Source organism: Bradyrhizobium nivariense, assembly GCF_029846695.2.
Lineage (GTDB): Bacteria > Pseudomonadota > Alphaproteobacteria > Rhizobiales > Xanthobacteraceae > Bradyrhizobium.
Map to the genome: position 1 here is coordinate 84888 of NZ_JARWCR020000009.1, position 19897 is coordinate 104784.

General features: G+C 64.5%; 12 protein-coding genes. 10 read left to right on the forward strand and 2 right to left on the reverse strand.

The genetic code is table 11. The features are described from left to right. The first annotated feature begins 6 nt into the window (after window positions 1-6). From gnd to QCM77_RS10205, 5 genes are read left to right on the forward strand one after another with little or no spacing between them, the layout of a single operon-like run. Window positions 7-1005, forward strand: coding sequence for a phosphogluconate dehydrogenase (NAD(+)-dependent, decarboxylating) (gnd, locus tag QCM77_RS10185; protein ID WP_279659501.1), 999 nt, complete (start codon window positions 7-9; stop codon window positions 1003-1005). 38 nt (window positions 1006-1043) lie between these two features. Next, window positions 1044-2555: a glucose-6-phosphate dehydrogenase gene (gene zwf / locus QCM77_RS10190; protein WP_279659500.1), complete on the forward strand. Its 1512-nt coding sequence runs from the start codon at window positions 1044-1046 to the stop codon at window positions 2553-2555. Continuing rightward, window positions 2555-3304: a 6-phosphogluconolactonase gene (pgl, locus tag QCM77_RS10195; protein ID WP_279659599.1), complete on the forward strand. Its 750-nt coding sequence runs from the start codon at window positions 2555-2557 to the stop codon at window positions 3302-3304. The genes zwf and pgl overlap by 1 nt, the downstream gene beginning before the upstream one ends. Next, window positions 3291-3821 (forward strand): gluconokinase, encoded by a 531-nt coding sequence (locus tag QCM77_RS10200; protein ID WP_279659499.1) that lies wholly within the window; start codon window positions 3291-3293, stop codon window positions 3819-3821. The genes pgl and QCM77_RS10200 overlap by 14 nt, the downstream gene beginning before the upstream one ends. A 33-nt stretch (window positions 3822-3854) precedes the next feature. Continuing rightward, entirely contained in the window at window positions 3855-4667 is an 813-nt protein-coding gene (locus tag QCM77_RS10205; protein ID WP_279659498.1) for an HAD family hydrolase, read from the forward strand. Window position 4668: 1 nt separating this feature from the next. Here the strand turns inward: QCM77_RS10205 and QCM77_RS10210 are convergent, their stop codons facing one another. Next, entirely contained in the window at window positions 4669-6474 is a 1806-nt protein-coding gene (locus QCM77_RS10210) for a glycoside hydrolase family 15 protein (protein ID WP_279659497.1), read from the reverse strand. Between the two features lie 44 nt (window positions 6475-6518). After that, entirely contained in the window at window positions 6519-8480 is a 1962-nt protein-coding gene (gene malQ / locus QCM77_RS10215) for a 4-alpha-glucanotransferase (RefSeq protein WP_279683206.1), read from the reverse strand. A gap of 203 nt (window positions 8481-8683) precedes the next feature. Here malQ and QCM77_RS10220 point away from each other — a divergent pair, with 203 nt between their 5' ends. Genes QCM77_RS10220 through treZ form a run of 5 tightly spaced genes read left to right on the forward strand, consistent with a single transcriptional unit; the run spans window position 8684 to window position 19896 of the window. After that, window positions 8684-10630: a maltotransferase domain-containing protein gene (locus QCM77_RS10220; RefSeq protein WP_279683207.1), complete on the forward strand. Its 1947-nt coding sequence runs from the start codon at window positions 8684-8686 to the stop codon at window positions 10628-10630. An 11-nt stretch (window positions 10631-10641) separates the two neighbouring features. After that, complete coding sequence (treS, locus tag QCM77_RS10225; RefSeq protein ID WP_279683209.1) at window positions 10642-13935, forward strand: maltose alpha-D-glucosyltransferase; 3294 nt, start codon at window positions 10642-10644, stop codon at window positions 13933-13935. Then, on the forward strand, window positions 13928-16066 hold the full coding sequence (gene glgB, locus QCM77_RS10230; protein WP_279683211.1) for a 1,4-alpha-glucan branching protein GlgB: 2139 nt from the start codon (window positions 13928-13930) through the stop codon (window positions 16064-16066). The genes treS and glgB overlap by 8 nt, the downstream gene beginning before the upstream one ends. 3 nt (window positions 16067-16069) lie before the next feature. After that, window positions 16070-18148 carry a glycogen debranching protein GlgX gene (gene glgX, locus QCM77_RS10235; protein WP_279659492.1) on the forward strand — a complete coding sequence of 693 codons (2079 nt, stop codon included), beginning with the start codon at window positions 16070-16072 and terminating at the stop codon, window positions 18146-18148. After that, complete coding sequence (gene treZ / locus QCM77_RS10240; protein ID WP_279659491.1) at window positions 18145-19896, forward strand: malto-oligosyltrehalose trehalohydrolase; 1752 nt, start codon at window positions 18145-18147, stop codon at window positions 19894-19896. Before glgX ends, treZ begins: the two co-directional genes overlap by 4 nt. The last annotated feature ends 1 nt before the right edge of the window (window position 19897 follow it).

A 19897-nucleotide genomic window follows, 5' to 3' on the forward strand; every position in this document is an offset into this window, starting at 1 on the left:
CCTCAAATGCAACTCGGCATGATCGGCCTCGGCCGGATGGGCGGCAACATCGTTCGCCGGCTGATGCGCCACGGCCATTCGACCGTGGTCTACGACAAGGACGCCAAGGCGGTCGCGGGCCTTGCCGCAGACGGCGCGGCAGGCTCGGCGACGCTCGAAGAGTTCATTGCGAAACTGGAGCGGCCGCGCGCTGCCTGGGTGATGCTGCCGGCCGGCCACATCACCGAGACCACGATCGACACGATCGCGGGCGTGATGCAGGAAGGCGACGTCATCATCGACGGCGGCAACACGTTCTGGCAGGACGATGTCCGTCGCGGCAAGGCGCTGAAGGCGCGCGGCATCCACTATGTCGACGTCGGCACCTCCGGCGGCGTCTGGGGCCTCGACCGCGGCTATTGCATGATGATCGGCGGCGAGAAACAGGTGGTCGACCGGCTCGATCCGATCTTCGCCGCGCTGGCACCCGGCGCCGGCGACATTCCGCGCACGGAAGGACGTGAGGGGCGCGATTCCCGCATCGAGCAGGGCTACATCCATGCCGGCCCGGTCGGCGCCGGGCATTTCGTCAAGATGATCCACAACGGCATCGAATACGGCCTGATGCAGGCCTATGCCGAAGGTTTCGACATCCTCAAGAACGCCAACATCGAGGCGCTGCCTGCCGATCATCGCTACGATTTTGACCTTGGCGACATCGCCGAGGTGTGGCGGCGCGGCTCCGTGATTCCGTCCTGGCTGCTCGACCTTACGTCGACTGCGCTCGCGGATAGCCCTGCACTGGCGGAGTATTCCGGCTTCGTCGAGGATTCCGGCGAAGGGCGCTGGACCGTGAACGCGGCGATCGACGAGGCGGTGCCGGCCGAAGTCCTGACCGCGGCGCTCTACACGCGTTTCCGGTCACGGCAGCAACACACCTTCGCCGAAAAAATTCTCTCCGCGATGCGCGCGGGTTTTGGCGGCCACAAGGAGCCGAAGCAGCCGGACGCTCCGAAGCCGAAATAAGAACCAGTCAAGCGTAACAAAGCGAAGGCCAATCGTTCGTGACAAAAGACCAGCAGCCCAAGCGCAAGCCGGAAAATTGCGCCTTCGTCATCTTTGGTGTCACCGGTGATCTCACGCACCGCCTGGTGATGCCGTCGCTGTACAACCTCGCCGCGGAGCACCTGTTACCGGAAAAATTCTGTGTCGTCGGCGTAGCCCGCAGGGGCCAGTCGGACGACGAACTGCGCGACAGCCTGATGAAGGGCCTGCGCCAGTTCGCGACCCGGCCCGTGGACGACGACATCGCCAAGAAGCTGCTGGAATGCGTGACCTTTGTCGAGGCCGACGCAAAGGACCCGCCCTCCTTTGATCGCCTGCGCGAGCATCTGGATTCACTGGAATGCGCGCAGGACACCGGCGGCAACCGGCTGTTCTATCTGGCAACGCCGCCCGCTGCGTTCGCGCCGACCGCGCGCGAGCTCGGCCGCACCGGCATGATGAAGGGGAACGGCGCTTGGCGGCGTCTCGTCATCGAAAAGCCGTTCGGCACCGACCTCGCCTCGGCCAAGGCGCTGAATGCCGAGCTGCTAAAAATCATGGACGAGCACCAGATCTACCGGATCGATCATTACCTCGGCAAGGAGACGGTGCAGAACATTCTCGTGCTGCGCTTTGCCAACGGCATGTTCGAGCCGATCTGGAATCGCAACCACATCGACCACGTCCAGATCACGGTGGAGGAGAAGCTTGGCGTCGGCCATCGCGGCGGCTTTTACGACGCCACCGGCGCGCTGCGCGACATGGTGCCGAACCATCTGTTCCAGTTGATGTCGCTGGTCGCGATGGAGCCGCCGGCGCGTTTCGACGCCCATTCCGTGCGCTCGGAAAAGGCGGAGGTTCTCACCGCGATCCAGCAGCCGGATGCAGAGGAAGCGTTGAAAAGCTCGGTGCGCGCGCAATATCTCTCGGGGCGCATCGGCGACGATGAGATCCCGGACTATCGCAAGACCGAGGACGTCAAGCCCGGCAGCACCACCGAGACCTTTGTCGCGCTGAAACTGATGATCGACAATTGGCGCTGGGCCGGCGTCCCCTTCTACCTGCGAACCGGCAAGGCGCTGGGCCACAAGCGCACGGAGGTCGCGATCAAGTTCAAGCAGGCGCCACTGTCGATGTTCTCAGGCACGACGGTCGACCGGCTCTCGCAGAACTTCCTCACCATCGGCATCGCGCCGACCGAGACCATCGAGCTTCAGTTCAACGCCAAGATTCCGGGGCCGAGCATCACCATCGACGGCGTCGAGATGAAGTTTCGCTATGGCGACTATTTTCGGGCCGATCCCTCGACCGGCTACGAGACGCTGATCTACGACTGCATGATCGGCGACAACATCCTGTTCCAGCGCGCCGACGGCATCGAAGCCGGTTGGCAGGCGGTGCAGCCGTTCCTGGACGCGTGGAAGAACGCGGGCACCAACGGCATCGAGACCTATCAAGCCGGCAGCGACGGCCCCGCCTGCGCCGATGAGCTGCTCCGCCGCGACGGCCGAAGCTGGCGGAAGTTTTCGTGATGCCAGCGGCCGGACAGCCGAAGCTGATCGTCGAGGCCGACGCCGAGTCCCTCGCACAAAGCGCGGCAGAACGGGTGATGGCGCGGATCGCCGCCAATCCCGGGCGGATCGCGATCTGCCTCACCGGCGGCTCCAGCCCAAAGAAGCTCTATCAGCTGCTTGGCAGCGACGCCTGGTGCGGAAAAATCCCGTGGGGGCGCGTGCACTGGTTCATCAGTGACGAGCGCTTCGTGCCCGAAGGCGACCCCCTCAACAACATGACAGTCGCACGCGCGACCTTTCTCGATCGCAACGCGCCCTCCGGCCATATTCACCCGATCCCGACCACGGCTGAAAATCCGGATCGAAGCGCCGAAGCCTATGCACGCGAGCTGCAGTCTTTCTACGGCGCAGAAAGCCTCGATCCGGCACGGCCGCTGTTCGACATGGTTTTGATGGGCGCGGGCCCGGATGGCCACACGGCTTCGCTCTTCCCGGGCTATCCCGCGGTCGAGGAGACCGGACGCTGGGTCCTCGGCGTCCCCAAGGCCAATGTTGCCCCCTTCGTGCCGCGGGTCTCGCTCACCCTGCCCGCGCTGGCCTCATGCCGCGAAATGCTGTTCGAGATTGCCGGGCACGACAAGCAGCCGATCTTGACGCGCCTGCTCAATGGCGAGACTCTGCCGGCTGAACGCGCGCGCTCGAATGGTGAGACCGTCTGGCTGGTCGACCAGGCCGCGCTTCCGGAGGGAATTCGTGGCGGGCGTTGAAGCACCTTGTGCATTGATCGTGATGGGCGTGTCGGGCTCGGGCAAGAGCACGGTTGCAGAAGCGCTCGGCGATCGCCTCGGCTGGCGTTTCGAGGACGGCGACAGCTTTCACCCCGCCAGCAATGTCGAGAAGATGCGGGCCGGCCATCCCCTCACCGACGAGGACCGCTGGCCCTGGCTCAACGCCATTGCCGACGAGATCGCGCGGGTCTGTGACAAAGGCGAGCACGTCATCATTGCCTGCTCGGCGCTGAAGCACGCTTATCGTGACGTGCTCTTGTGTGGACGCAACGACGTCCGCTTCGTCTTCCTGAGGGGCACGAAGGAGCTGATCGCCGCTCGCCTCGCGCAGCGCAAGGGGCACTTCATGCCGCCCGGGCTGCTGACGAGCCAGTTCACGACGCTGGAGCCGCCCGAGGCGGGCGAGCACGTGATCACCGTCTCGATCGACGAATCCGTCGAGGCGATCGTGGACGGGGTTGTACGGCAGCTGAAACTGGGCGTCACGAAACGCTGAGGCCAAGAACCTCAGGAAATCCAAGGTCCTGCCATGACGAAAATCTCACTCGTAGTCTCCGATGTCGACGGCACGCTGCTGACCAAGGACAAGACGCTGACCGACCGCGCGAGGTCCGCGGTGCAGCGGCTGCACCAGGCCGGCATCGGCTTCACGATTACGTCGAGCCGCCCCGCGATCGGCATGCGCTTCCTGATCGAGCCGCTGGCGCTCTGGCTGCCGGTCGGCCCGTTCAACGGCTCCTCGATCGTCGATCCCGAGATGAATCCGGTCGAGCAGCATCTCATCCCGGCCGGCGCGGCCGAGCGAAGCTTGCAGATCCTTCGGGACTTCGGCGCCGACATCTGGCTGTTCACCACCGACAAATGGCTGATCGATAACCCGAGCGGCAAATACGTCGCGCATGAGCAGCACACCATCCGCTCCGACCCGACCATCGTGACGGACTTCTCGCCCTACCTTGCGAGCGCCTGCAAGATCGTCGGCGCCAGCGCCGATGCGGCGGGCCTCGAAGCTTGCGAGAAGGCGATGCAGGAGGCGCTCGGCAGCGAGGCGACCGCAGTGCGCTCGCAGACCTATTATCTCGACATCACCCCGCCCGGCTTCAACAAGGGCACATTCGTGCAAGCCATGGCCAAGCGCCTGGGCATTTCGACCGACGCGGTCGCCACCATCGGCGACATGCAGAACGACCTCGCGATGTTCCGCGTCAGCGGCGTCTCGATCGCCATGGGCAATGCGGCCGACAACGTCAAGGACCAGGCCACCCACGTCACCGCGTCCAACGAGCAGGACGGTTTTGCCGAGGCGATGGAGATGATCATGAAGCGGAGCGGGGTCGCGTAAGTTACTGCTTCGACCGCTGCACCGCCGGTTTCTCGCTCCCCTGTCTCGCCGCCGACAGATTGTGCGCGGTGTTGACCAGCGCGATATGGGTCAGCGCCTGCGGGAAGTTTCCGGTCTGGCGCCGAGCGCCTGAATCGTATTCCTCGGCCAGCAATCCCACGTCGTTCGCAATACCCGTCACGCGGTCGAGCAAGACTTGCGCCTTGTCCAGATCACCCGATAGCACATGGGCATCGGCGAGCCACAGGCTACAGGCGAGGAACGCGCCTTCGAGCGGCGGCTGTCCCGCAGGCACCTCGCGCGGGTCGTGCCGCAGCACGAAACCGTCGCGCATCAGGTGTTGTTCGACAGCCGCGATGGTGCCGCGGATGCGCGGGTCTTCCGCCGGCAGGAAGCCGACGGCCGGCAGCAGCAGCACGCTGGCATCGAGCAGTTTCGAGCCGTAAGATTCGACGAAGGCGTTCTCCCCGGCGTCGAAGCCGTTGTTGCAGACGTCGCGATGAATGGCTTCGCGCAAGGCGCGCCAATGCAAGAGCGGCGCCTTGAAGCCAAAAGTCTCGGCGCTCTTGATGCCGCGGTCGAAGGCGACCCAGGTCATCACCTTGGAGAAGACGTAGTGCCTGGGCAGCCCACGCCGCTCCCAGATGCCGTGATCGGGCTGGTCCCAGACCTCGGCGAGATGGTTGAGCACGTTGCATTCCAGTGCCCAGGTCGTTTCGTCGTCGAGCTTGAGCTTGGCCATGCGCGACTGATGGAAGGCGTCGATCAATTCGCCGTAGACGTCGAGCTGGAGCTGCGCATGCGCGGCATTGCCGATACGCACCGGCTGCGCGCCCTCGTAGCCGTCGAGCCAACCCGCTTCCCATTCCAGCAATCGCCGCTGGCCCCAGATGCCGTACATGATCTGCATATTCGACGGCGAGCCGGCGGCCGCGCGCAACAGCCAATTGTGCCAGGCCAGGGCTTCCTCGGTATAGCCGGAGTTCATCAGCGCCAGCAGCGTGAAGGTGGCATCGCGCAGCCAGCAGAAACGGTAATCCCAGTTCCTGCTGCCGCCGAGCTTCTCTGGCAACGAGGTGGTGGGCGCGGCGACGATGCCGCCGGTCGGGCCAAAGGTCAGCGCCTTCAGCGTGATCAGCGAGCGCACGATCAGCTCGTGATAGCCGCCGTCGCGATTGCAATGGCTGCACCAGTCCTGCCAGAATTTTTCGGTCTCCTGGAGCGCGAACTCCGGATCGATCGGCTTCGGCGGTTCGAGATGCGAAGGGCCGTAGGTCAGCACGAACGGCATGGTCTCACCGGCCTCCACCTCGAAGTCGGCGACCGTCGTCAGATCCTCACCGCGGGTCTCGACCGGCGTGCGCAGCACCGTCATGTCCTGGCCGCAGATCGCGAGCAGGGAATGGTCGATCCGCCGCACCCAGGGAATGTCGGTGCCGAAGCCGAAGCGGATCACGAACTCCATCCGCATCTTCACCGTGCCGTTGACGCCGCGGACCAGCCGCACGATGTCGGAGGCCTTGCCGCGCGGCGGCATGAAGTCGATCAGCGCAACGGTGCCGCTCTTCGTCTCAAAGCGCGTCTCGAGGATGAGAGTGTCGCCGAGATAGCGGCGCGAGGTGCTGGTGACGTCGTCGCCCGGTGCGATCAGCCAACGGCCGTTCTTGGGCGTGCCGAGGATCGCGGCAAAGCAGGCATCGGAATCGAAGGCCGGCCAGCACAGCCAGTCGATCGAGCCGTTGCGCCCCACCAGCGCTGCGGTCTCGCAGTCGCCGATCAGCGCATAATCCTCGATCCTCTGAGCCAATGTCGTGCGAGCCTCGAAAACGGCGTCCTGCAAGACCCCGGCGATCAACGCCCGCCGGGCAAGGAGCGTTCCCGCGTCGCGGCCTTCAAAGCCGCGAGATCGACCTTCGAGGCGATCTTATCGAGCGTAACAGGCAGGCGCTGGCGCCAGTTCGGATGCTCGTCGATCGTGCCGGGAATGTTGGGCTGGTCGATCACGCCGAGCAGATCCTCGAGCGACACCGCGAGCAGCCGCGACGGCGTGCGCGACAGGAAGGCGAGCACCGAATAGAGGTCGTTGGCGTTGATGCCGTTCTGGCGCAGGATCTCGTCGAGCTGGCCCAGCGCATTCCAGCGCGCCTGGTCGTCCTCGCCGGGGTCGAGCCCGAGCGAGACCTTCATCCTGAGATCGCTGAAGGTGCGCCAACCGGCATAGGTGCACAGATCATGCGTGTTCAGCGTGACCAGCGCGTTGGGCCGGTAATGATCGGTATCGCGGAAATGCCCGGAATCGTCGCGCTCGAACATCATGACGAGGTAGGACCAGATGCCGAAATCCTGCATGGTCTCGCGGAAACCTTCCGGCACGGTGCCGAGGTCCTCGCCGATCACGATGCATTTGTTCGCCGCGCTCTCGCGCACCACGGCGCCCAGCAGCGCCTCGAACGGCATCTGCACATAGGCACCATTGTCCGGCTTGAAGCCGCGCGGCACCAGATACAGCCGCTTCAAGCCCAGCACGTGATCGAGCCGGATCGCGCCGGCATGCCGCATCGAGGCGGCCAGCATGTCGGCGAACGGCACGAAGGACTGGGCCTCCAGGCCGCCGGCATTGAAGCCGGCAAGGCCCCAGTCCTGTCCGACCGTGTTGAGCACGTCGGGCGGCGCGCCGACGGCGAGATGGCGGGAAATCGCCATCTGCTCATTCCAGGCATCGAAGCCGTTGGACTGCACGCCGACGGCGACGTCGAGATAGAGGCCGACGCGCATGCCGAGCTGGCCGGCCAGCTCCTTGGCGGCATGCAATTGGCTATCGGCGGTCCATTGCACGAATTCGACGAACTCGACGTCGTGCTTATCGGGCCCGTTGCGCAGCCCGGCGCATTTCGCCTCATCCGGCTGCTGCCATTCCAGCGGCCATTCCCACCACGGCGCCGTGAAGCGATGGCGCAGCACCTCAAAGCAGGCAAAACGGGACAACAGCGGCGCGCGAGCCGCGCGGAAGGCGTCGAACTGGTTGCGGCGGACGCCGCTCGCGCTTTTCACGAAGCTGTTGAAGGCGGCACGCAGGCCGAGCCATTTCAAGGCCGCCATGTCCGCATAGGGCACACGATCGCCTTCACGGAGCCGCGCGGCGGTCGCAGTCGCATCGGGGACGAGGTCGGCGGAAAATTCCGGGATCGCCTCGACGTCGATATAGAGCGGATTGAGAAACAACCGGCTGTTCGGCGAATAGGGGCTGCAATCGGCCGGATGGTTGTCGAACAACACATGCAGGGGATTGAGCCCGACGCCGTCGGCTCCCAACTGCTTGGCGAGCCGGACGAGATCGGCCAGGTCAGTGAAATCGCCGATACCCCAATTGCGGTCCGAACGGACGCTGTAGAGCTGCACGGCAAGCAGCCAGCCGCGGTCGAAATCGCCGCCAAAGGCCCGTTCGGGCGCCACGATCATCGGCACCTCTTCCGTCACGCCTTCGGCATCGGTCAGCGTCAGGCGGTGATAGCCGAGCGGCAGGCCGGCGGGCCAGGCAATTAGGGGCTCGCGCGTCTCGCCTTGCGCGATCACGTTAGCGTTGCCGGTCATCTTCCATTTGAGCGGCGGCGCCCCGATTGTCACCAATTCAGTGCGCGGGTGTCCCAAGGCGCGTACCACCACAGGCCCGCTGACGAAGCGGTAAACCCGCTTCGCCGGCAGGGCGTCGAGGATGGATTTGAGGGCCGCGGGATCGGTGATCCGCAGCTTTCCGAGGGCATCGACGAATTCGGATTGAACGCCCTTGATCCGGGCTTGAGCTAAAAGATCCATTCGGCACGCAGCTTGCAGGCCATTCTTTGGCCGGGGGCATCGATTTTAACGAGGTCGCGGAAGAGGTTAGTCGGGGTTAAGTCGCAAACCGCGCCTGCCGTTCCCAAGGGAACCAATGACACACAAGCGGCTTTCTATATAGGTATCAAGCGTAGGTTCCCGATAGGGAAACGGGCTCCTGCTTTCTTGTCAATGGCATCACCGTGAACAAGACAATTCAAACTGTCGAGAGTGCAGCAGCTGGCAGCGCTTTCCTCATCGAAGACGTTTATCCCTTGATCGACGGCGGCCGCTTCCCCGTGAAGCGGATCGCGCGCGAACGGGTCGAGGTCTGGGCCGACATCTACCGCGACGGCGACGCCGTGATCGGCGCAGCGCTGATCTGGCGACAAGAGCAGGACCGCGAATGGCGGAGCGAGCCGATGATCCCTCACGGCAATGACCGCTGGTCCGGCGCGTTCACACCCGTCGAGCCCGGCCAATATGTCTATGCGATCGAAGCCTGGACCGACGAGTTTGCGACGTGGTCGCATGGGGTTGCGCGCAAGCAGCGCACTGGTGCGGATGTCAGCCTCGATGCGATCGAGGGTGCCGGTCTCCTGACCAAGGCGCATGGCGCGCAGCAGGACGCCGCGGCTGTGATCGTCAGGCAATGCGAGGACTATCTTCAGACCGGCGACGTCGCCCCGCTGCTTGCAACCGAGCTTGGCGAAGCCATGGCCGAGAGCCAGTCGCGGCCTGATCTCACTCGCTCGGCGCCCTTCCCGCTTATCGTCGACCGCGACAAGGCGCGCTTTGGCGCCTGGTATCAGATGATGCCGCGCAGCCAGAGCCGGATCCCAGGCCGGCACGGCACGCTCCGCGACTGCATCGCGCGCGTACCCGACATTGCCGCGATGGGCTTTGACGTGCTCTACTTCACGCCGATCCACCCCATTGGCCGCACCCGCCGCAAGGGCCGCAACAACGCGCCGGTAGCGACCGAAGGCGATCCCGGCTCGCCTTATGCGATCGGCGCCACTGAGGGCGGCCACGATGCGCTGCATCCGGAACTCGGCACGATCGAGGATTTCCGCGCGCTGGTCGCGACTTGCCTGGAATACGGCCTCGAGCTCGCGCTCGACTTCGCCGTGCAATGCTCGCCGGACCACCCGTGGCTGACGCAGCATCCGGAGTGGTTCAGATGGCGGCCGGACCGCTCGGTACGGACGGCGGACGGGCCCTATTCCGATATCGTCATCCCCGATTTCACGTCCGTCGACCGGGCCGGACTGTGGAACGCGTTTCGCGATGCCATGCTGTTCTGGATCGACCACGGCGTCACCATCTTCGCCATCGACAATCACGACACCGCGCCGCTCGCTTTCTGGGAGTGGCTGATCCGCGACATCCGCCGCCGGCATCCCGAAGTGATCCTGTTCTCCAAGACCTTTGCGCGGCCAAAGCTGATGACGGGCCTCGCCAAGCTCGGCTTTGCGCAATCCTTCAGCTATTTTCCGTGGCGCACCGCGAAGTGGGAGCTGGAGCAATATCTCGGCGAGCTGACGCGTTATCCCGAACGTGACTTCTATCGGCCGAACCTGTTCGTGAGCACGCCCGACCTGCTGCCCTATCAGCTCCAGGGCGGCGAGATCTGGGAGTTCAAATCGCGCGTCGCGCTGGCCGCGACATTGTCCGGCAATTACGGTGTCTACAGCGGGTTCGAGTTGCTGGAGCACGACGCAATTCCCGGCCGCGAGGAATATCTCGACTCCGAGAAATACCAGATCAAGCAGCGCGACTGGGACAAGCCCGGCAACATCAAGTCCTACATCACGGAGCTCAATCGCATCCGCAACGAAAACGTAGCCCTTCAGCAGACGGCGAATCTGCGCTTCCTCGGCATCGAGGACGGCGAGACGATCGCCTTCGTGAAGGAGGCGACCGACCCGGCCAACATCGTCGTGGTCCTGATTGCGCTGTCGCGCCACGTGCGCGAATTCTGGCTGCCGCTCGGCGACGTCACGGTTGACGCCGGCGGGCAGCGACACCATGTGTCGGCACTCGAAAACCTCCTCACCGGCGAACAGTCCCGCATCGAATGGGGCGGGATCAGGTTGCGTATCGATCCCGACCGCGATCCGGCGCTGCTGTTCCGCTGCCTGGCGTAAAGGCGCACGCCATGAACGTATTGCCTTCCGTCGACACCAAGAAAGCCGAGGCTGCTGAGATCGTGGATGAGCTCTGGTACAAGGACGCGATCATCTACCAGCTCCACGTCAAGGCATTTGCCGACAGCAACCATGATGGCATCGGCGACTTCGCCGGACTGACCGAGAAGCTGGCTTATCTTCAGGAGCTCGGCGTCACCGCGCTGTGGCTGTTGCCGTTCTATCCCTCGCCCGGCCGCGACGACGGCTACGACATCGCCGACTACGGCGCGGTCAATCCCGATTTCGGGACAATGAAGGATTTCAAACGCTTCATCCAGGAAGCGCAGAAGCGCGGATTGCGCGTCATCACCGAGCTCGTCGTCAACCACACCTCGGACCAGCACAATTGGTTCAAGCGCGCGCGCCGTAGCCATCCGGGCTCGAGCGCCCGCAACTGGTATGTCTGGAGCGACACCGACCAGAAATACCAGGGCACCCGCATCATCTTCACCGACACCGAAAAGTCGAACTGGACCTGGGATCACGAGGCCGGCGCCTTCTACTGGCACCGCTTCTTCTCGCACCAGCCGGACCTCAATTTCGACAATCCGCGCGTCGTCAGCGCCCTCATCCAGGTGATGAAGCGCTGGCTCGATGCCGGCGTCGACGGCTTCCGCCTGGACGCCATTCCCTATCTCTGCGAGCGCGAAGGCACCTCGAACGAGAACCTCCCGGAGACGCATGCGATCATCAAGCGCCTGCGCCAGGAGCTGGATTCCTACTCCAAGGGCAAGCTGCTGCTGGCCGAGGCCAATCAATGGCCGGAGGACGTGCAGGAATATTTCGGCCGCGGCGACGAGTGCCACATGGCCTACCACTTCCCGCTGATGCCGCGCATCTACATGGCGATCGCACAGGAGGACCGCTTCCCGATCACCGACATCCTGCGCCAGACGCCGGACATTCCGGCAAGCTGCCAATGGGCGCTGTTCCTGCGCAACCATGACGAACTGACGCTGGAGATGGTGACCGACGTCGAGCGCGACTATCTCTGGACCACCTACGCCAACGATCCGCGGGCGCGCATCAATGTCGGCATCCGCCGGCGCCTTGCGCCGTTGATGGACAACGACCGGCGCAAGATCGAGCTGATGAACTCGCTGCTGCTGTCCTTCCCCGGCACGCCGATCATCTATTACGGCGACGAGATCGGGATGGGCGACAACATCTATCTCGGCGACCGCAACGGTGTGCGCACACCGATGCAGTGGAGCCCGGACCGCAACGGCGGCTTCTCGCGCTGCGACCCGGCGCGCCTCTACGCGCCGCTGATCATGGATCCGGTCTACGGCTACGAATCGGTGAACGTGGAAGCGCAGTCGCGCAGCCTGTCCTCTCTGCTCAGCGCCACCAAACGGCTGATCTCGGTGCGCAAGTCGACGCTCGCCTTAGGCCGCGGCACCATGACCTTCATCCGCCCGGCCAACCGCGCCGTGCTGGCCTATGTCCGGCAGTACCGCGACGAGGTGATCCTCTGCGTCGCCAATTTGTCGCGCGCGGCCCAGGCGACCGAGCTCGATCTGTCGCCATGGGCGGACCGCATCCCGCAGGAGATGCTCGGCCGCACGCGTTTTCCGGCGATCGGCGAACTGCCTTACATGGTCACGCTGGGGCCCTATGGCTTCTACTGGTTCCAGCTCACCGAGCGCGACAAGTCCGAGCCGGTGACGCCGCGCGCGGTGCCGGAATTCGAGACGCTGGTGGTGCCGGTGAACTCGACCTGGGTGTCACTGGCGCGCGAGCGCGGCGTGTTCGAGCACGAGGTGCTGCCGGGATTCCTGTCGCGCACGCGCTGGTATCCGGAGCAGAATCCAAAGCACATCAAGCCCACGCTGACCTCGGCGGTGCCGTTCTGCGACATCGGCGACAACAGGCCCTGGATCGCGTTCTTCGAGGCGGCGCAGGACGACGTCACCACGCGCTACGTGCTGCCGATGCAGATCGAGTGGGTGCGCTTCGACCGCGAACGCTTCAACCCGAGGGCGCTCGCCGCCGTGCGCCAGGGTGCCCGCGAAGGCACGTTGCTGGATGTGGCAACCGAGCAGATCTTCATCGGCCTGTTCCTGCGCAACCTGTCGCAGAACCTGGTGGTGGAAGAGAACAATCTGCGGCTGGAGTTCAAAGCGACCAGCCGGTTTGCCGACTACACCATCAAGGAGCCCGAACGCATCCGCGCGATCGAGCAATCGAACAGCACCGCGCTGGTCGACAACCAGTATGTCGCCAAGATCTATCGCCAGCTCGAAGGCGGCATCAATCCCGAGATCGAGATCGGCTCCTACCTCACTGAAATCGCCCGCTTCGCCAACACGCCGGCGCTGCTCGGCAGCGTCGAGCTGGTCGAAGGCGACAGCCGCAGCGCGCTCGGCGTGCTGCACGCCTATGTCGAGAACCAGGGCGACGGCTGGGCCGTCACCGCGGGCTATCTCGACCGCTATATCGACGAGCAGCGGGTGCTGCCACCGGGCGAGATGCCCGGCGAGACCCAGGAGCAAGCGCCATATCTGCACTTCATGGCGCAGATCGGCCGGCGGCTCGCCGAGCTGCATGTGGCTCTGGCCGCCGCAAAGCCCGACGACCTCGCGCCGGAGCCGATCGGCTCCGTACACATCAAGCGCTGGACATCCGACCTCAAGGCACGTGCCGAGCGGGTTTTCGAGCGGCTGGCCGACAGGCGCGACGGCCTGCGGGAGGCGGACCGGCCGCTGATCGATCAGCTCGCCGCGGTGCGCGCATCCTTGTCCGGCCGGCTGAATGCACTATTGCCTTCCGGGATCGACGGGTTGAACATCCGTCATCATGGCGACTTCCGCCTCGGGCAAACGCTGATCGTGAAGGACGATATCTTCATCATCGACTTCGACGGAGATCGGCGTTTGCCGCTGGCCGACAAGCGGCGCAAGCTGCCTGCTGCGCGCGACGTCGCCGGCCTGATCCGTTCGATTGATCTTTCGGTTAACGCGGCGCTCAACCGTGCGCTCACGGGCGCCTCCGACGAGCAGGACCGGCTCGCGGCTGCGCTCGGCGAATGGCGCGAGCGCGCCACCGCGACGTTCCTCACCGCCTATCGTGAAGCCATGACCGATCGGCGGCTGTGGCCGGAAGATCGGCAATGCGCGGCAGGCCTGTTAAGGTTTTTCCTGCTTGATCAAGCGTTCGACGAAGTAGAGTACGAGCTGTCCCACCGGCCTGAGGGGCTCCATGCGCCGCTGTCCGGACTGCTTCGCATTCTGTCCAGTACCGAGAGCGAAGCCTATGCCTAAACTCCCTGCCGAGGCCTATGCGATCATCGAGGGCCGCCACTCCGACCCCTTCCACTATCTCGGGCTGCATCCCGAGGGCGGCAAAAGCGTGGTGCGCGCGTTTCTGCCCGAAGCCTCCAATGTCGAGGCGGTGGGCGAGCACGGCGAGGTGGCGAAGCTCGACCGCGTCCATGATTCCGGCCTGTTCATCGGCGCCCTGCCGAACGGCTCGAAGCGATATCAGCTCCGCGCGAAGTTCGGCAACAACGTCGTCGAATTCGAGGACGCTTATCGCTTCCCGCCGATCCTAACCGATTTCGATCTCTATCTGCTCGGCGAAGGCACCCACCAGCGCCTTTACGACAAGCTCGGCGCCCATCCGATGCGGCTCGAAGGCATCGACGGCATCGGCTTTGTGGTGCTAGCGCCAAATGCGCGGCGCGTGTCAGTAGTCGGCGACTTCAACTTCTGGGACGGGCGGCGCCATCCCATGCGGGTGCGCGGCGCCGGGTATTGGGAGTTGTTCATCCCGCACGCCAAGGCCGGCGACCACTACAAGTTCGAGATCGTCGGGCCGCACGGCCACTTGCTGCCACTGAAATCCGACCCGATGGCGTTTGCGAGCGAGGTGCGTCCGAAGACCGCTTCCATCGTGTTCGACGAGGCGCATCTGCCGCGACCTCGCCCGGCGCCGGACGGCATCAACGCACTCTCGGCGCCAATGTCGATCTACGAGGTCCATCTCGGCTCGTGGCGACGCAAGAACGGCGACGAATGGCTGACCTATCGCGAACTGGCCGAGCAACTGCCGGCCTATGCCCGCGACATGGGCTTCACCCATCTCGAATTCCTGCCCGTCAGCGAGCATCCGTTCGACGGCTCCTGGGGCTATCAGCCCACCGGCCTTTACGGGCCGACCAGCCGCTTCGGCACGCCGGAGGATTTTGCCGCGCTGGTCGATGCCTGCCACCGCGAGGGCGTCGGCGTTCTGCTCGACTGGGTGCCCGGCCACTTCCCCGACGATCCGCATGGGCTGGGCAGTTTTGACGGCACAGCGCTGTACGAGCACGCCAACCCGCTCCAGGGCCGTCACCTCGATTGGGGCACGCTGATCTACAATTACGGCCGCACCGAAGTGACGAACTTCCTGGTGTCGAACGCGCTGTTCTGGCTCGAACGCTACGCGATCGACGGGCTACGCGTCGATGCGGTCGCGTCCATGCTCTACCTCGACTACAGCCGTCCGCCCGGCGCGTGGATTCCGAACCAGCATGGCGGCCGGGAGAACATCGAGGCGATCGCGTTCCTGCGCCGCTTCAACACCGAGCTGTTCGCGCGCTTCCCGCAGGCGACCACGGCCGCCGAAGAGTCCACCGCCTGGCCGCAGGTCTCGCGTCCGGTCGAATTCGGCGGGCTCGGCTTCGGCTACAAGTGGAACATGGGCTGGATGCACGACACGCTGAACTACATCAGCAAGGATCCGATCCACCGCAAGCATCATCACGGCGACATCCTGTTCGGCCTGCACTACGCTTTCTCGGAAAATTTCATCCTGCCGCTGTCGCATGACGAGGTCGTACACGGCAAGCGCTCGATCCTGGGGCGTATGCCCGGCGACGAATGGCAGCGCTTTGCGAATTTGCGCGCCTATTACAGCTTCATGTTCGGCCATCCCGGCAAGAAGCTGCTGTTCATGGGCGCCGAGATCGCGCAAAGCCGCGAATGGAATCACGACCAGTCGCTCGACTGGCACCTGCTCGAGTACAAGACCCATTCCGGCATCCAGGCGCTGATCCGCGACCTCAACCGGCTCTATCGCGCGGTGCCCGCTCTGCACCAGATGGACTGCGACCAGGCCGGTTTCGAATGGCTGGTCACCGACGACGCCAACCGCAACGTGTTCGCCTGGCTGCGCAAGGGATTTGACGAGCACGCCCGGTGCATGGTGATCGTCAACTTCTCACCCAACGTCTATCGCAACTACCGCGTTCGCGTACCCTTCGGCGGCAAATGGAAGGAAGTGTTCAACTCGGACTCCGCCCATTACGGCGGCAGCAATGTCGGCAACATCGGCGAAGTCCATGCCGTCAATGGCGAGCTCCGCCTCACCATTCCGCCGCTCGCCGCGATCTTCCTCGTTCCGGAAAGCTGAACGATGCGCCTGACTGCTGGATCGCCCGCACGCCTCGGCGCAAGCTGGGACGGACGCGGCACCAATTTCGCGCTGTTCTCCGCCAACGCGCAGAAGGTCGAGCTGTGCCTGTTCGACACGCAAGGCCGCCGCGAACTCGAGCGCATCGAGCTGCCGGAGCGCACCGAGGATGTCTGGCACGGCTATCTCAACGACGTCTCGCCCGGCCAGCTCTACGGCTACCGCGTGCATGGTCCCTACGAGCCCGAGCAGGGTCATCGCTTCAACGCCAACAAGTTGCTGCTCGACCCCTATGCCAAGCGGCTTTCCGGGCGGCTGGTCTGGAGTGACGCGCATTTCGCCTATCGCACCGGAAGCCCGCGCGAGGACCTGTCCTTCGACCGGCGCGACAATGCGCGCGGCATGCCCAAGGCCGTCGTCGTCGACGAGACCTTCAACTGGGGCCGTCGCGAGATCCGGCCCAACATCCCCTGGGAAGACACCATCATCTACGAGGCCCACATCAAGGGGCTGACGCAGAAGCGCGACGACGTGCCGCCGAATTTGCGGGGCACCTATGGCGGCCTGTCCTCGCCGGCGATGATCGAGCATCTGAAGAAGCTCGGCGTCACCACGGTCGAGCTTCTGCCGGTGCACAGCTTCGTCGACGACCGCATATTGGTGGAGAAGAAGCTCGCCAATTACTGGGGCTACAACACCTTGTCCTTCTTCGCCCCTGAACAGCGCTACGCCCAGGACAACGCGCTCGATTCCTTCCGCACCACGGTCGCGCGCCTGCACGATGCCGGCATCGAGGTGATGCTCGACGTCGTCTACAACCACACCGCCGAGGGCAACCATCTCGGCCCGACGCTGTGCTACCGCGGCATCGACAACGCCTCCTATTACTGGCTTAACCGCGAGAACCCGCGCTATTACGACGACTTCACCGGCTGCGGTTCGTCGGTGAACCTTGCCCATCCGCGCGTGCTGCAGATGGTGATGGATTCGCTGCGCTACTGGGTCGAGGTCTGCCATGTCGACGGCTTCCGTTTCGACCTCGCCACCACGCTGGCGCGCGGGCCGAACGGATATGATCGCGGCATCTCGTTCCTCACCGCGATCCGGCAGGATCCGGTGCTGGCGAGCGTCAAGCTCGTCGCCGAACCCTGGGATCTCGGCCTTGGCGGCTACCAGGTCGGCGCATTCCCCTCGCAATGGTCGGAGTGGAACGACCGCTACCGCAGCGCCATGCGCCGCTACTGGAGCGGTGAAGGCAGCCTGATCGGCGACATCTCCAGCCGCATGACGGCGTCTTCCGACCTGTTCAACCACGATGGACGGCGACCGCGCGCCAGCATCAACCACATCACCGTCCATGACGGTTTCACCCTCGCCGATCTCTTCAGCTACAACGAGAAGCACAACGAGGCCAACGGCGAGGACAATCGCGACGGCTCCAACGACAACCACAGCAACAATTGCGGTGTCGAGGGTCCGACCGACGATCCCCAGATCCTCAGCTTGCGCCGACAGCTTCGCAAGAACGTGCTGGCCTGCCTCATGCTGGCGCAGGGCATTCCGCTGATCCTCGCCGGCGACGAGGTCGGGAATTCGCAATCCGGCAACAACAACGCCTATTGCCAGGACAACGAGGTCGGCTGGGTCGGCTGGGACAATCTCGGCAAGGACGGCGACGACATGGTCGATTTCGTCGCCGAACTCGCCGATATCCGCCGCCGGTTCTCGCAGCTTCGCAGCCATCGCTGGCTCGACGGCCGCCCCAAGGACGGCATCTCCTACGGTGCGCTGTGGCTGACGCCGGCCGGCGACGAAATGACGGAAAGCGACTGGAAATTCCCCGAAGGGCGGTTTCTCTCCTATGTGATGGGGCCGATGGAACCGGGCAGCGCCGCGATCTTTATCGTACTGAACGCCGCCCCCGAAGAGATCGCATTCAAATTGCCCAAAATGACCGAATACAAGAGCTGGCAGCAGATCCTGAACACGACCGACGCCAAGCTGAACACGATCGACTTCCCGCCCGGAAGCGACAGCAAGGCGCCGCCGCGCTCCGTGCTCGCTTTCGCGGGGGCGCTATGAGGCCATCCTTCGGCGCGAGGCCGACGACGGACGGCGTGTCGTTCCGGCTGTGGGCGCCCGCCGCGCGCCGTGTCGATCTCCTGCTCGACAGACGACACACGATGCAGCGCCGGCAGGATGGCTGGTATGTCGCCGAGATTGCCGGCCTGGCCGTTGGCAGCAACTACAAATTCAGGATCGACGACGAGATCGACGTGCCCGATCCGGCGTCTGCATTCCAGGCCGAGGACGTGTTCGGCCCGAGCGAGGTGATCGATCATGACGCCTTCGCCTGGCGCGCACGCGATTGGCGCGGCCGTCCCTGGGAGGAGACGGTGCTGATCGAAACGCATGTCGGCACCTTCACCGCGGAAGGCACCTATGGCGCCATGGTCGACAAGCTCGATCATCTCGTCGCGACCGGCATCACCGCGGTCGAGCTGATGCCGCTGGCTGATTTCGCCGGTCGCCGCGGCTGGGGTTATGATGGCGTGCTGTGGTACGCCCCCGACAGCGCCTATGGCCGTCCCGATGATTTGAAGATGCTGATCGACGAAGCACATCTGCGCGGGCTGATGGTGTTCCTCGACGTCGTCTACAATCATTTCGGCCCCGAGGGGAATTACCTCGGTCGCTATGCGCCGGCCTTCTTCACTGACGCGCACACCCCCTGGGGCAGCGCGATCGATTATCGCGTGCCGCAGGTCCGCGCTTTCGCCGTCGAGAACGCGCTGTCGTGGCTCAGCGACTACCGCTTCGACGGCCTGAGGCTGGATGCCGCCAATCACATCATGGCAATCCCCGGCGAGCAATCGATGCTGCAAGACCTCAGCGTCGCCGCAGGCGAGCTTGCCAAGGCGACGGGGCGGCATATCCATCTCGTGCTGGAGAACGGCGACAATCGCGCGAGCCTGCTCGACGCCGCGCAGGAGCCCCCGAACGGCAAATATCGCGGACAGTGGAACGACGACTACCACCACGCCTGGCACGTGATGCTGACCGGCGAGCTCGCCGGCTATTACGCGGACTATCAAACGCCGCGCCTCGATCTCGCACGCGCGCTCGCTTCCGGCTTCGTCTATCAGGGCGAGATCTCGGAATTCTGGGGCAAGAAGCCGCGCGGCGAGAAAAGCGGCGAGCTGCCGCCGGCGACCTTCGTCAACTTCCTGCAAAACCATGACCAGATCGGCAACCGACCGCTCGGCGATCGGCTCGAGAGCCTGACATCGCCCAAGCAGATCGAAGCCGCGCTTGCGGTGACCCTGCTCGCGCCGATGGTGCCGATGCTGTTTCAGGGCGAGGAGTGGGGCTCGACCGCACCCTTCCCGTTCTTCTGCGACTTCCAGGGCGAACTGGCTGATGCCGTCCGAAAGGGGCGCAAGCAGGAATACGCCTGGGCCTATGAGAAGTACGGCGACGAAGTGCCCGACCCGCTCGATCCGGCAACGCTGCACTCGGCCGTGCTTGACTGGACCGGCCACACGCCGGAGCAGGACGCGCGTCTCGCGCTGGTGCGGGAGCTGCTCGCACTCCGCCGCAAAGAGATCGCCCCGCGACTGAAAGGTGCGCGCTTCGGTGATGCCGCCGCAGCCGATGGCGGCCTGCTCACCGCACATTGGCGCATGGGAGATGGCGCGACGTTGCGCCTCGTCGCCAATCTGTCGGATCATGAGATCACGTCCCATGTCGGCATGGGCACCCCGATCTGGGGCAGCGCGGCCGACGATCGGCTTCGGCCCTGGTCGGTGGTCTGGCGCCTCGGAGGTTGAC

What these genes read in the sequence shown, in the direction of transcription:
- gnd (WP_279659501.1), top strand. Translation starts at nt 7, where the DNA reads ATGCAACTCGGCATGATCGGCCTCGGCCGGATGGGCGGCAACATCGTT.
- pgl (WP_279659599.1), top strand. Translation starts at nt 2,555, where the DNA reads ATGCCAGCGGCCGGACAGCCGAAGCTGATCGTCGAGGCCGACGCCGAG.
- QCM77_RS10205 (WP_279659498.1), top strand. Translation starts at nt 3,855, where the DNA reads ATGACGAAAATCTCACTCGTAGTCTCCGATGTCGACGGCACGCTGCTG.
- malQ (WP_279683206.1), bottom strand. Translation starts at nt 8,480, where the DNA reads ATGGATCTTTTAGCTCAAGCCCGGATCAAGGGCGTTCAATCCGAATTC.
- treS (WP_279683209.1), top strand. Translation starts at nt 10,642, where the DNA reads ATGAACGTATTGCCTTCCGTCGACACCAAGAAAGCCGAGGCTGCTGAG.
- glgB (WP_279683211.1), top strand. Translation starts at nt 13,928, where the DNA reads ATGCCTAAACTCCCTGCCGAGGCCTATGCGATCATCGAGGGCCGCCAC.
- glgX (WP_279659492.1), top strand. Translation starts at nt 16,070, where the DNA reads ATGCGCCTGACTGCTGGATCGCCCGCACGCCTCGGCGCAAGCTGGGAC.
- treZ (WP_279659491.1), top strand. Translation starts at nt 18,145, where the DNA reads ATGAGGCCATCCTTCGGCGCGAGGCCGACGACGGACGGCGTGTCGTTC.